Source organism: Enterobacter sp. ECC_219_Taxon_10, from assembly GCF_058354905.1.
In genome coordinates this window covers 2,564,677-2,577,349 of the sequence record NZ_CM178005.1, presented here as the reverse complement: position 1 = coordinate 2,577,349, position 12,673 = coordinate 2,564,677, and the positions used below count along the sequence as shown (strand labels likewise).

Genomic DNA, 12,673 nt, shown 5'->3' with positions numbered 1-12,673 from the left:
TGGAGAGGTAAATATGTCTGCACATCGTCAACTGCGGCTCGGGACCATTTTGCATGGTGCGTCCGGAAATATGTCTGCCTGGCGTCACCCTGAGGCCGTCGCCGATGCCAGTATTAATTTTAATTTCGTAAAAGAAACGGCATTAAAAGCGGAGGAGGGCAAACTCGATTTTTTGTTCGTTGCCGACGGCCTCTATATAAATGAGAAATCTATTCCGCACTTTTTAAACCGCTTTGAACCGTTAACGGTACTCTCCGCGCTGGCAAGCATCACTTCACGCCTGGGGCTGGTGGGAACCTTATCCACATCCTACAGCGAACCCTTTACCACGGCGCGCCAGTTCGCCAGCCTCGATCACCTGAGCAACGGCCGAGCGGGCTGGAACGTGGTGACTTCCCCGCTGGAAGGGTCAGCAAAGAACTTTTCCCGCGAAAAACACCCCGAGCATGCGCTGCGCTACCGCATTGCCGATGAGTATCTCGACGTGGTGAAAGGGCTGTGGGATTCCTGGGAGGGCGACGCCTTTGTGCGCAATAAAGAGAGCGGTCAATTCTTTGATTCGGCAAAATTGCATACCCTGGATCACCACGGGGATTTCTTCCAGGTCGCCGGGCCGCTGAATATTGGTCGTACGCCACAAGGGCGACCGATTGTCTTTCAGGCGGGCGCGTCGGACGACGGTAAAAAACTGGCGGCGAAACATGCTGACGCCATTTTTACCCATCACGAAACCTTCGAAGAAGCGAAAGCGTTTTATCGCGACGTGAAGCAGCAGCTGGAAACGAACGGCCGCCGCGCGTCAGATCTACATATTTTCCAGGGCGTCAGCGTCATAGTGGGGAAAGATGCCGATGACGTGGAAAACCAGTATCAAACCACGGCGGCGCTGGTATCGATTAACGATGCCCTCAACTACCTCGGACGCTATTTTGAACATCACGATTTCAGCCAGTATCCGCTCGACGAGCCGTTCCCGGATATCGGCGACTTAGGCAAAAACAGCTTCCGCAGCACTACCGATGAAATTAAGCGTAATGCCCGCGAGCGCAGCTTAACCCTGCGTCAGGTGGCGCTTGAAGCCGCTTCGCCGCGCCCGCGCTTTTCCGGCACGCCGGAGGAGGTGGCTGACGGTTTGCAGGCCTGGTTTGAAGGTTATGCCGCAGACGGCTTCATCATTCAGGGCGGTACGCCGGACACCTTCCCGCGCTTTGTTGACCAGGTTGTACCTGTTCTGCAGGCCCGTGGCCTGTTCCGCACCGACTATCCGGGCACCACGCTGCGCGAGAGCCTGGGCTTAGACCAACCAAAAAACCAGTTCACACAACAATAAAAGAGAACACCGCTATGCAGAAAACATCGCTTATTCTGGCGCTCGCGCTGGCCTTTACCCCTGCCGTCTGGGCAGAGAATGTGAATATTAACGGCACTGGCGTGAGCATCGAGGCCAACAAAACGCCGATCAACACCGCCAAAAACAGCGAGGCGGTGGCGCAACTCCCGAAAGATTATCGCTTTGCCGTGCCGGGGAAATTTACCGTGGCGGTGGCGGGCCTTAATCAACCGCCGCTGACGGTATTTTCCGACGACAACAAAACGCTGCTCGGCAGCGAGGTTGACGTCGCCCGTCTGGTGGCCGATAGCCTCGGGCTGGAGCTGAACGTGGTGCCGACCTCGTGGGAAGACTGGCCGCTGGGGGTGGCATCGGGGAAATACGATGCGGCCATCAGCAACATTACCGTCACCAAAGCGCGCAAAGAGAAGTTTGATTTTGCCACCTACCGTAAGGACTCCCTCGGTTTCTACGTGAAATCGACCAGCCCGATCAAATCGCTTCAGAAAGCGGAGGACATTGCCGGGCTGCGGATTATCGTCGGTTCCGGCACCAACCAGGAGGCCATCCTGCTGGCGTGGAATGCCGAAAACCTGAAGAAGGGACTGAAGCCCTTTACCCCGATCTACACCAAAGACGACGCGGCACAAACGCTGGCGCTGCAGTCCGGGCGCGCGGATGCCTACTTTGGCCCGAACGTGATTGGTGCCTGGAAAGCGGCACTGAACGGGAAAACCAAACTGGTGGGTAGCGTCGACGGCGGCTGGCCTAAGGCGGCGCACATCGCGGTGACGCTGAAAAAAGGCAGCGGGCTGGTTGAGCCGGTGCAAACCGCGCTGAACGGCGTCATCAAAAACGGCGATTACGACAAAGTGCTCAACCGCTGGGGGGAAGGCGTTGAGCGCATTCCTCAGTCAGAAGTCAACCCGGCTGGCCTGGGCGATTAAGGAGGCGCTATGAGTGAACGATTTCGTGACGTGTCGCCGGAAGATGCCGAGCTTCAGCCCATCATCGAGGGGCTGTTCGGTGAATATGCCGCCCGCTACGGGGACTACTTCTCTAAAGACGCGGAAGTGGAACTCACCGAGTGGTACTTAGCACCGCAGGGGGTGTTTATCGTCCTGGAGCGCGACGGGAAGATTATCGCCACCGGCGCGTACAAGCCCTTCGACGAACGCACCGCGGAAATCAAACGCATCTGGACGGACAAAACCCTGCGCCAGCAGGGGCTTGCCGGGCGCGTGGTGCAGGAGCTGGAGCGCAGGGCGGTGCTGGCAGGGTACAGCCAGATCTACCTGACAACCGGTTTTCGCCAGCCGGAAGCAGTCAGGCTTTATCTTAGCCAGGGCTATCAGCCGCAGTTCGATCTGAACCGGGATCCGGAAGAGTACAGCCAGCCGCCCTTTGACGGTCGGCTGCGCTTCACTAAAACGCTGGTACGCGAAGCGTTCAGTAAAACCGCATGAGGAACGACGATGAGCAACGTTGAAACCATTAAGGTGGTCCCGGCGCGTTATCCGCTGCGGGCCGTCGGCGCCGCGGTGGCGCTGTTTGTCCTGGCCGTCGTGATTCAGTCCGTGGCCTTTAACCCGCGCTGGGAGTGGGCGGTGTTCGCCCGCTGGTTCTTTGACCCGGTGATCCTCGAAGGCGTAGGGCAGACCCTGCTCCTGACGCTGATCGGCACCGCGCTGAGCGTGGTGATTGGCGGCATGCTGGCCCTGGCGAGACTGTCCTCGTCATGGCTGCTGAGCAGCCTGGCGTGGGCCTACATCTGGCTGTTTCGCTCGCTACCGCTGATCGTGGTGCTGATCATCCTGTACAACTTTTCCTATCTCTACGACACGCTCTCTCTCGGCGTGCCGTTCACCGGCATCACCTGGGGCAGCTTTGAGACCATTAACGTGCTGGGGCAGTTCTCCACCGCCGTGGTGGGGCTGACGCTGGTGCAGAGCGCCTATACCGCCGAGATCATTCGCGGGGGATTCCTCGGGGTCGATCACGGCCAGTATGAAGCCGCCGCCGCGCTGGGTCTCCCGGCCTGGCGCCGTACGGTGCGGATCATTTTGCCTCAGGCGCTGCGCACAATCCTGCCGTCAGGATTCAATGAAATCATCAGCCTCGCCAAGGGCACGGCGATGGTGTACGTCCTGGCGATGCCGGAGCTGTTCTATACCATCCAGATGATCTACAACCGCACGCAGGAGGTGATCCCGCTGCTGATGGTCGGGGCTGCCTGGTACCTGGTCATTACCACCGTCTTGTCCGCAATTCAGTATGTTGTTGAGCGCGGTCTGGCACGCAGCGAACGCCGCTCCGCCGTGAATCAGAACCGCGACACCCGCCGCGCCCGTTCCGTGACCACCACGCCAGCACAGGAGCCCGTCCATGCAAGCCTCTCCTGAAGGACATATCTCGATCACCGGCGTCAGCAAGTTTTTTGGCCGCCATAAGGCGCTCGACAACGTTTCGCTTGAGATCCCTCCCGGGTCAGTAACGGTGATCCTCGGGCCGTCCGGGTCGGGAAAATCGACGCTGCTGCGCACCATTAACCACCTGGAGCGCGTCGACGAAGGCTTTATCCAGATAGACGGGGATTACATCGGCTACCGTCGTCAGGGCGATAAGCTCTACGAGCTGAAGGAGAAGGAGATCCTCAGGCAGCGCGTCAACGTGGGCTACGTGTTCCAGAACTTCAATCTCTTCCCGCATCTTACGGTGCTGGAAAACCTGATAGAGGCGCCCATAGCGCATAAAAAGCTCGGCAAAAAAGAGGCGGTGGAAAGGGCGTACAGCCTGCTGGACGTGGTTGGGCTGCGGGATAAAGCCGATGCCTGGTCACGCCATCTTTCCGGCGGTCAGCAGCAGCGTATCGCCATTGCCCGCGCGCTGGCGCTGCGTCCCCGCGTGATGCTGTTTGACGAGCCCACCTCGGCGCTGGACCCGGAGCTGGTCGGCGAAGTGCTGGACGTGATCAAAAAGCTCGCCCGTTCCGGCACCACGCTGGTGGTGGTCACCCATGAGATCGGCTTTGCCCGTGAAGTGGCGGACCAGGTGGTGTTTATGGTTGACGGGAAAATCGTTGAGCAGGGGAGCAGCGACGAGGTGTTGAACCGCCCGTCGCACCCGCGAACGCGCCAGTTCCTCTCGAAAGTCTTATAAGGAGTGCCAATGAAATATGGGCTTCTGGCGGGGCTGATCTTCACAACGGCGAGCCACGCCAGCATTGATCTAAAAGCCAACGAGCAGCCGCTGCCGGTGACGGTGGATCCGCAGGCCGTGGCGAAGATCCCCGCCAATTACAAATTCGTTGAGCCGGGTACGCTGACGGTCGCCATCTCGATGCTGAATTCTCCGCCGCTGGCGCTGCTGGCCAGCGATAACCGTACGCGCATCGGTAGCGATCCGGATATGGCCCGCCTGCTGGCGGGTAGCCTGGGGCTAAAGCTGAAGCTGGTGCCGACGGCGTGGGAAGACTGGCCGCTGGGGATTGCCTCCGGGCGCTACGACGTGGCGCTGGTGAACATTGCGGTGACCGAGCAGCGTAAAGAGAAGTTTGATTTTGCGACCTACCGCGTCGATTCTCTGGCGTTTTCGGTGAAATCCACCAGCGAGATCCAGTCAATCAAAAGCGCGGAAGATCTGGCCGGGAAAAAGGTGATTGTCGGCTCCGGCACGAATCAGGAGCGCATTCTGCTGGGCTGGAACGAAGAGAACAAAAAGGCGGGGCGGACGCCCGCGCTGCCGGTTTATCTCCACGACGATGCCTCGGGCAATCTCTATATCCAGTCCGGCAGAGCGGATGTGTTCTTTGGCCCTCAGTCGGTTTCAGCTTACAAAGCAGCGCTTACGGGCAAAACCCGCGTGGTCGGTTTAGGGCCAAAAAAAGCCTATGTTGCGACCACCACCAAAAAAGGTAATGAGCTGGTGTACGCGCTGCAGGCCGCGCTTGACGGCGCGATTAAGCGGGGAGATTACCAGAAGGTGCTGGCGCGCTGGGGCGAACAGGGGGAAGCGGTGACGCAGTCGGAGGTCAACCCGCCTGGGATAACCTACTAATGGTGCTCTATACCCAAAATAATTCGAGTTGCAGGAAGGCGGCAAGGGAACGAATCCCCGGGAGCGTACATAAGTACGTGACTGGGGTGAGTGAGTGCAGCCAACGCACCTGCAACTTGAAGTATAACGGGTATACACTTAGGGTTTTCATCCCGCAGGGGGCAACATGATAAAACTCTATGGCGTACCCGGCTGGGGCTCGGCGATCGGTGAAGCGATGCTCACCCTGGCTGGTATCCCTTATCAGTTTGTGAACGTGGACGGGTTTGACCAGCCCGGCCCGCAGCGCGAGCTGCTGCAAAAGCTCAACCCGCTGTGTCAGGTGCCAACGCTGGCGCTGGAAAATGGCGCCATCATGACCGAAACTGCGGCAATTGCCCTGATGGTGCTCGACAGATGTCCCGATCTTGTTCCACCCGTGGGGCAGGCCGAACGTCAGCAGTTTCAGCGTCTGCTCATCTGGTTTGTGGCCAACGTCTATCCCACGTTTACGTATGCAGACTATCCCGAACGCTGGGTGCCGGATGCGCCGGAACAGCTGCAGAAAAACTGCATCGAATACCGGAAATCCCTCTACTTGTGGTTTGAAAGCCAGCTTAAGGCTACCCCGTTTGCGCTGGGGGAACGGCTGACGCTGCTGGACGTATATATTGCGGTGGCGCGCACCTGGGGGCCTCGGCATGACTGGTTTGCGGCAAACACACCCAGGTTTACGGCGATTGCGGATACGGTGTGTCAACTGCCGGAACTGCACAAGGTGTTAAAGGCCAACAACATAATCTGATAACGTGGAAGGCTCACACATAACAGGAAGCCTGCATATGCCACACGTAGATATCAAATGTTTTCCCCGCGATTTTAACGACGAGCAAAAAACCGCGCTGGCGGCAGATATCGCCGAGGTGATTATTCGCCATTTCAACAGCAAAGACAGTTCGGTATCGGTGGCGTTGAACCAGGTGAACCAGGAAGACTGGAAAGCCCAGGTCTGGGATACCGAAATAGGGCCGAAGCTGGACGAGTTAATTAAGAAGCCTGGGTATTCAATGTAATTTTTGGGGCCGGGTAGCGTCGTCTTACCCGGCTTCTCCTGACTCTCACACCCTCATTTCGCAAAAAACGATAAACGTGAGTTTTATCCGATCCGTTACACTTAACGTTTCTGACTGACATTTAATAAATCCTTAGGAAAGATCGACAACAGAATCAATTAAGGACAGCAACGTTAAAGGATAATTTTCTCATGACAAAATTACCCCGGTTTTCACCTGCCTTTTTCCACCCTCGATACTGGCTAAGCTGGACAGGCATCGCCGCGCTGTGGCTCATCATGCTGCTCCCTTATCCGCTACTGTTCAGAATCGGTCATGGCCTTGGTCGGCTGGCGATGCGCTTACTTCCTCGCCGCGTCGAGATTGCCCGCCGAAACCTGGAGCTTTGCTTTCCGCAGATGAAAGCAGAAGAGCGTGAATCTTTGCTGCAGCGTAATTTTGAATCCGTGGGGATGGGGGTAATCGAAACCGGCATGGCGTGGTTCTGGCCTGCATGGCGGGTGCGGAAATGCTTTACCGTGACGGGTTACGAGCACATGGAAAAAGCCAGGGCGCAGGGAAAGGGCGTGGTGCTGGTCGGGATGCATTTTCTGACGCTTGAGCTGGGCGCGCGGATATTTGGCATGCTCAACCCCGGTATTGGGGTGTATCGCCCTAACAATAATGCGCTCCTGGACTGGCTACAGACGCGCGGGCGTCTGCGCGCCAATAAAACCATGCTCGATCGCCATGATTTAAAGGGCATGATCCGCTCGCTGAAACAGAATGAGATTTTGTGGTACGCCCCGGATCATGACTATGGCAAAGCCAACAGCGTGTTTGCGCCGTTTTTTGCGGTTCCGGATGCCGCCACGACCGCTGGAAGCTATATGCTGGTCAAAAGCGCGAAACCTGCCGTGATTCCGTTCGTGCCGCGCCGCAGGGCGGACGGTACAGGATACGAGCTGATTATTCTGGAGGATATCAGCGAGGCGTTACAGGGCAGCGACAAAGTCGCCGTGGCGACGCAGATGAACAGGGCGATTGAGCGCGCCGTGCGGATGGCACCTGAACAATATATGTGGCTGCACCGTCGCTTCAAAACGCGTCCTGAAGGCGTACCTGACCGGTATGCCCGCCAGAAACAGACGGCAACACGGAGTGATCTTCTCTCCGCCAGCGATTTTTCTGACCGCTCGGGCGTTCAGCACTAAAAGCGTGCCGTTTGCGCAGAGCGCCACGCTGCTGAGGGTTTGGATTAGGTAACCTGACAGGGGAAGCAGGGGACACACCGCCCGGCTTACCCCTCTGTTGACGGCACAATCTGAACCTGGCTTCGCATGACCTCATGACCCTGCGCATTCACATAGCCAATGCGCACCGGTTCACCACTCGCTTTATCCACCAGCGTGATATGCGGTGCGGTGTGTAAAACATGCAGGTGTCCCCACTCCATCAGAGATAGCAGCACCGGGGCAAGAGCGCGGCTTTTGTCGGTAAGCTGGTATTCATACCGTTCCCGTGATCCTTCTTCCCGGTAAGGTCTTCGGGAAAGCAACCCCAGTTCCGTCATCAACTTTAAGCGCGTTGCTAACGTCTGCTTAGTGATGCCGGTATGGTTGCGCATGGTCTCGAAGCGAGTGATGCCGTAAAAAGCCTCCCTCAAAATCAGCAAAATCCATTGATCGCCAATGATTTTTGCCCCTTCTGCGAGCCCGCACAGTTCGGGTAAGAGGTAAGGCAATGATTTATCTTTTGACACAGGGTGTTTTCCTTTCTAATCTGAGTATGATTTTTAGACCTTGATTATAGGGAGAATACAATGCCATTTGTGAATGTACAAACGATTAAAGGGATCATGAACGCCGAGCAAAAAAGTGAATTGCTGCGCCGAATGACGGACTTAATGGTGGAAATCGAGGGGAAAGGGGATCCGGCATTCCGGAATTCGGTCTGGATCCGTATTGATGAACACGAGCCGGAGCAATGGAGCCTGGGGGGATTACAGCCTACTGCTGAAATGATTGCGAAGAAATTCGCGTCGACGCAGTCGTCCTGATACGTTCGGGAGGCACATATTCCTCCCGGCGATAAGAGGTTTAATGAGCACGTAAAAGGATGTCCATCAGCCCCGGAAAGCGGGCATCCAGATCCTCTCTTCGCAATGAAATCATATTTTCTCGTCCCTGCGGACGCTGCCAGATGACCCCGCTGTCGCGTAGAACGCGCCAGTGATGGGTCATCGTGGACTTCACCACGTCGCCCGGGCGCAGCGCGTTACAGCTGAGTTCACTGCCATCGGCCAGCCGGCGGATAATCGACAGCCGGAGCGGGTTGCCGAGGGCAAACAGCACATTTTCCAGCAGTATTTGTTCAGTTTCAGGGTGGTTTGGGATCATCGTTTTCCTGCGTTTGGCGTCAGATTGAGCTATATCAACAATAGGTCAACCGTTAAAAAATAGTTCGATAATACTCGTACAATAGGACTATTATAGCAAACGAACGAATGCACGACCATCCCGGTCGTCACAGACAAGTCATGAGACTTAAGGAAATATCATGCCCCGACCCATCCCTCTCGAACGTTATCGCAACATCGGTATCTCCGCGCATATCGATGCCGGTAAAACCACCACCACTGAGCGCATTCTGTTTTATACCGGGATGAGCCACAAGCTGGGTGAAGTACACGATGGCGCGGCAACCACTGACTGGATGGCGCAGGAGCAGGAGCGCGGGATCACGATTACCTCCGCGGCGGTCAGCTGCTTCTGGCCGGGTATGGACAGAGGGTTTGAACCGCACCGGATCAACATCATCGACACCCCGGGACACGTGGACTTCACCATTGAAGTGGAGCGTTCTATGCGCGTGCTCGACGGTGCCGTGATGGTGTATGACTCCGTGGGCGGCGTGCAGCCGCAGTCGGAAACCGTCTGGCGTCAGGCCAATAAATATCACGTTCCGCGACTGGCCTTCGTCAACAAAATGGACCGTCCGGGCGCCGATTTCTTCCGCGTGGTGCGGATGATGCAGGAACGCCTGAAGGCCAATCCGGTGCCGATTGTCATTCCGGTGGGTGCCGAAGACCATTTCACAGGCGTGGTGGACCTCATCAAGATGCGCACCATTCTGTGGGACGATGCGACGCAGGGCATGGTATTTACCTATGCGCCCGTGCCGGATGATTTAGTCAGCACCGCCAGAGAATGGCGGGAGAAAATGGTCTCTGCGGCGGCGGAAGCCAGCGACGATCTGATGGACAAATACCTGGAAACGGGCGATCTCGATGAAGCGGAAATCATCAGGGGACTGCGTATTCGCACCATCTCGGGCGAAATCCAGCCGATGCTGTGCGGCAGCGCATTCAAGAATAAAGGCGTACAGCGCATGCTCGATGCGGTGATTGAGCTGATGCCGTCGCCGCTGGACGTGCCGGCCATTGACGGCGTGGATGAAAAAGGGCAGCACGCGGAGCGTCACCCGAGCGATGATGAGCCGTTCTCGGCTCTGGCGTTCAAGCTGATGAGCGACCCGTACGTCGGGCAGCTGACCTTTATCCGCGTGTATTCTGGCGTGCTGCGCAAAGGCGACGCGGTGTATAACCCGGTGAAAGGGAAGAAAGAGCGCATCGGTCGTATCGTGCTGATGCATGCCAACGATCGGCATGAGGTGGACGAACTGCGCGCGGGCGATATCGCAGCATGCGTTGGGCTGAAGGACGTGACCACCGGAGATACGCTCACCGATCCGAACGCCGTCATCACGCTTGAGCGCATGGAGTTCCCGGACCCGGTTATCTCGCTGGCGATCGAGCCGAAAACCAAGGGCGATCAGGAGAAAATGGGGATCGCGCTCCAGCGTCTGGCGGCGGAAGATCCGTCGTTTCGCCTGCACACTGACGAAGAGTCCGGTCAGACGATTATCTCCGGGATGGGCGAGCTACACCTTGAGATCATCGTCGACCGCATGAAGCGTGAGTTTGGCGTCGAGGCGAATATTGGTCGTCCGCAGGTGACGTACCGCGAAACCCTGCGCAAGGCGGTGAAGGATATCGAAGGCAAATTTGTCCGGCAGTCCGGTGGTAAAGGGCAGTACGGCCATGTGGTCCTGAGCCTGGAGCCGCTGGAGCCCGGAAGTGGTTTTAAATTTGAAGATGCCACCAAGGGCGGTGTGGTGCCGCGCGAGTATATCCCGTCCGTTGAGAAGGGGCTGCGGGAGGCGATGAACAGCGGCGTGCTGGCGGGCTATCCGGTTGTCGACGTCAAAGCGACGCTGACGTTTGGCTCGTACCACGACGTCGACTCCTCGGAGATGGCGTTCCGCATGGCGGCGATCCTCGGCTTCAAGGAGGGCGCTCGGAAAGCGGATCCGGTTATTCTTGAGCCGATCATGCACGTGGAGGTGGAAACGCCGGAAGAGTACGCCGGGAACATCATGGGCGATCTCTCTTCCCGCCGTGGCATGGTGCAGGGGATGGCCGAGCAGTACGGAAGCCAGATTATTCGCGCTGACGTACCGCTGGCGGAGATGTTTGGATATGCCACGACATTGCGCTCGATGTCCCAGGGGCGCGCGACGTATACGATGGAGTTCCATCATTTTGCGGAAGCTCCGCGGAATGTTGCGGATGAGATTATTTCGCGGCGTGCGAAGAGTTAATTAATTGCACATGGTAGTCGTTTGGCTACCATGTGTTTTTTTCATTGTATAAAGTTTTTTAATATCAGCTTGTTACTTAATCAGCGTCGCCGAGCGAACTTTCCATTTCCCTTTTTCCTGAACGAGACAATCTGCTACCACGTGATCGTGTTTCTTTCCAAACGCGACATAGACGTTTGTACAAACGGCGTCAAAATCAGAGTGCAGGACGGTTATCTGATTCCAGTCCTCATCCCAATCCTGCGATTTGATGAACATATCCGCGTCGGGCATATCTTTTTCGTTACTGTCGCCTGAATACAATTCTTTTATTGCTGCAATTGTCCCTGAGGCAACGTATTCATTCATAATGTCTGGATTGAGTACGGGCGGTTTGTTCTGCTCTAACTGCGCGATATACCATTGATTGAATTTAAGCGCCGTCTGGCCCGGTGAAGAGATGCTATCTGCTATCGCGAATGGAGACAGGGTGAAAAGTAAAAAGAAGAGTGGCTTCATTAGTCATGCCTGAACAGTTCGTAATGAGGTTGTATGTTGCGGTAAGCCTGCCCTGGGTACATGGTGCGTTGAACAAAATCGCTGATCCACTGCTGACCATCGTATATGCAAACGTGACCGCTATCATGACCCACTATATTCTGAATAACCGCCACGTCCCCTGCATGAGGTTGATCGTATATCAGGCGGAAGCCAGCATTGACCAATGTGCGCCCCATGTCTTTTGCCAGACGCGTATTGGGGATTTTTAATCTTCCACCCGTTCTGATCGCTTCGGTGACGTAGTGAGCACAATACCCCGTGCTCTTCGGTTGGGCGTGTGATTTAGCATATAAGATTGCGCCATCTTTATTCCATGTCATTGATATTTCCTTAACGCGAGAGTGCTAATGCAGCAACTCTGGAAATATCCTCCGTTTTACAACGCAATAGTAAACATAAAATGCCATAGAAATTTACTATAATTCAGTAGGATATAATTTAGGAAATCAATCCAGCGCCTTCACCATTTTCCCGCTCGCCACAAACGTCCCCGCCCCAAGATGGTGCAGGGTATTCAGTTTATCCCCGTCAAACTGCCAGCGCCCGGCGACAAACGCGCGGTCATCGGCCGCCGCGGAAACCACTTCGCCAAACAGCGTATCGTATTTCTCTGCCGCGGAAGTGGCGGGTAATAACCGGCACTCCATCCACGCCAGACATTTTTCTTCAATGACCGGCAGGCCAAGTTCAGGACCGTTCACGACCGGGATCCCGTAGCAGTTGAATTTGTCCTCGTCGCGCCCGCTGACGCTACCGACCGCGTATGTCCAGTTGGCCGCCGCCACGCCGGGGATGACGATGCCAAACTTTCCGCTGCGCTCGATCAGCTCGCGTGACCAGGTGCTTTTATCCACAACGATCGCGATACGCGGCGGTTCAAACTCAACGGGCATTGACCATGCGGCGGCCATTACGTTGCGTCTGTCGAGGGTTTCATCCCGACTGGTGATAAGCACGGTGGGGCCGTGGTTGAGCAGGCGGCTGGCATGACGTAATTCAACAGGGCGAAAATGGCTCATAGGATCTCCTCATCTACACCGATGAGTATGGCGAA

14 protein-coding genes and 1 pseudogene are annotated in these 12,673 nt (G+C 56.3%); 10 read left to right on the top strand and 5 right to left on the bottom strand.

The genetic code is table 11. The annotated features are described in order from the left end of the window. The first annotated feature begins 13 nt into the window (after positions 1 to 13). The 8 genes and pseudogenes from AC4ICF_RS12300 to AC4ICF_RS12265 all read left to right on the top strand — a co-directional run bounded on the left by AC4ICF_RS12300 (position 14) and on the right by AC4ICF_RS12265 (position 7,631). A pseudogene (locus AC4ICF_RS12300) lies at positions 14 to 2,277 on the top strand (NtaA/DmoA family FMN-dependent monooxygenase). Between the two features lie 9 nt (positions 2,278 to 2,286). Continuing rightward, on the top strand, positions 2,287 to 2,796 hold the full coding sequence (locus AC4ICF_RS12295) for a GNAT family N-acetyltransferase (RefSeq protein WP_439209807.1): 510 nt from the start codon (positions 2,287 to 2,289) through the stop codon (positions 2,794 to 2,796). A 9-nt stretch (positions 2,797 to 2,805) separates the two neighbouring features. Continuing rightward, positions 2,806 to 3,732 carry an amino acid ABC transporter permease gene (locus AC4ICF_RS12290; RefSeq protein ID WP_116339655.1) on the top strand — a complete coding sequence of 309 codons (927 nt, stop codon included), beginning with the start codon at positions 2,806 to 2,808 and terminating at the stop codon, positions 3,730 to 3,732. Beyond that, positions 3,716 to 4,489 (top strand): amino acid ABC transporter ATP-binding protein, encoded by a 774-nt coding sequence (locus AC4ICF_RS12285; RefSeq protein ID WP_163329568.1) that lies wholly within the window; start codon positions 3,716 to 3,718, stop codon positions 4,487 to 4,489. The genes AC4ICF_RS12290 and AC4ICF_RS12285 overlap by 17 nt, the downstream gene beginning before the upstream one ends. A 9-nt stretch (positions 4,490 to 4,498) precedes the next feature. Further along, positions 4,499 to 5,386, top strand: coding sequence for an ABC transporter substrate-binding protein (locus AC4ICF_RS12280; RefSeq protein WP_116339659.1), 888 nt, complete (start codon positions 4,499 to 4,501; stop codon positions 5,384 to 5,386). Positions 5,387 to 5,552: 166 nt separating this feature from the next. Next, the gene (locus AC4ICF_RS12275; protein ID WP_316379224.1) at positions 5,553 to 6,170 is read left to right on the top strand and encodes a glutathione S-transferase family protein; all 618 of its coding nucleotides are present in this window, start codon (positions 5,553 to 5,555) and stop codon (positions 6,168 to 6,170) included. 37 nt (positions 6,171 to 6,207) lie between these two features. After that, positions 6,208 to 6,438: a tautomerase PptA gene (gene pptA / locus AC4ICF_RS12270; protein ID WP_316379223.1), complete on the top strand. Its 231-nt coding sequence runs from the start codon at positions 6,208 to 6,210 to the stop codon at positions 6,436 to 6,438. A 191-nt stretch (positions 6,439 to 6,629) separates the two neighbouring features. After that, positions 6,630 to 7,631 carry a Kdo(2)-lipid IV(A) acyltransferase gene (locus tag AC4ICF_RS12265; RefSeq protein WP_116339663.1) on the top strand — a complete coding sequence of 334 codons (1,002 nt, stop codon included), beginning with the start codon at positions 6,630 to 6,632 and terminating at the stop codon, positions 7,629 to 7,631. Between the two features lie 86 nt (positions 7,632 to 7,717). On the opposite strand, the gene AC4ICF_RS12260 is transcribed toward AC4ICF_RS12265, so the two are convergent. Further along, positions 7,718 to 8,179 (bottom strand): winged helix-turn-helix transcriptional regulator, encoded by a 462-nt coding sequence (locus AC4ICF_RS12260; RefSeq protein WP_316379221.1) that lies wholly within the window; start codon positions 8,177 to 8,179, stop codon positions 7,718 to 7,720. Positions 8,180 to 8,239: 60 nt separating this feature from the next. Here AC4ICF_RS12260 and AC4ICF_RS12255 point away from each other — a divergent pair, with 60 nt between their 5' ends. Beyond that, positions 8,240 to 8,476, top strand: coding sequence for a tautomerase family protein (locus tag AC4ICF_RS12255; RefSeq protein WP_316379220.1), 237 nt, complete (start codon positions 8,240 to 8,242; stop codon positions 8,474 to 8,476). Positions 8,477 to 8,516: 40 nt separating this feature from the next. Here AC4ICF_RS12255 and AC4ICF_RS12250 read toward each other — a convergent pair whose 3' ends face one another. Next, positions 8,517 to 8,816 carry an ArsR/SmtB family transcription factor gene (locus AC4ICF_RS12250; protein ID WP_316379219.1) on the bottom strand — a complete coding sequence of 100 codons (300 nt, stop codon included), beginning with the start codon at positions 8,814 to 8,816 and terminating at the stop codon, positions 8,517 to 8,519. A 160-nt stretch (positions 8,817 to 8,976) separates the two neighbouring features. Between AC4ICF_RS12250 and fusA the strand changes: the two genes are divergently transcribed. Beyond that, positions 8,977 to 11,079 (top strand): elongation factor G, encoded by a 2,103-nt coding sequence (gene fusA, locus AC4ICF_RS12245; RefSeq protein ID WP_316379218.1) that lies wholly within the window; start codon positions 8,977 to 8,979, stop codon positions 11,077 to 11,079. Between the two features lie 72 nt (positions 11,080 to 11,151). Here fusA and AC4ICF_RS12240 read toward each other — a convergent pair whose 3' ends face one another. The 3 genes from AC4ICF_RS12240 to AC4ICF_RS12230 all read right to left on the bottom strand — a co-directional run bounded on the left by AC4ICF_RS12240 (position 11,152) and on the right by AC4ICF_RS12230 (position 12,638). Further along, positions 11,152 to 11,577, bottom strand: a complete 426-nt coding sequence (locus tag AC4ICF_RS12240) for a DUF3828 domain-containing protein (protein ID WP_316379217.1) — start codon at positions 11,575 to 11,577, stop codon at positions 11,152 to 11,154. Continuing rightward, positions 11,577 to 11,939, bottom strand: coding sequence for a CHAP domain-containing protein (locus AC4ICF_RS12235; RefSeq protein WP_316379216.1), 363 nt, complete (start codon positions 11,937 to 11,939; stop codon positions 11,577 to 11,579). Before AC4ICF_RS12235 ends, AC4ICF_RS12240 begins: the two co-directional genes overlap by 1 nt. 126 nt (positions 11,940 to 12,065) lie before the next feature. Beyond that, a complete protein-coding gene (locus AC4ICF_RS12230) occupies positions 12,066 to 12,638 on the bottom strand; it encodes a flavin reductase family protein (protein WP_316379215.1) in 573 nt (190 codons plus the stop codon). Between the last annotated feature and the right edge of the window lie 35 nt (positions 12,639 to 12,673).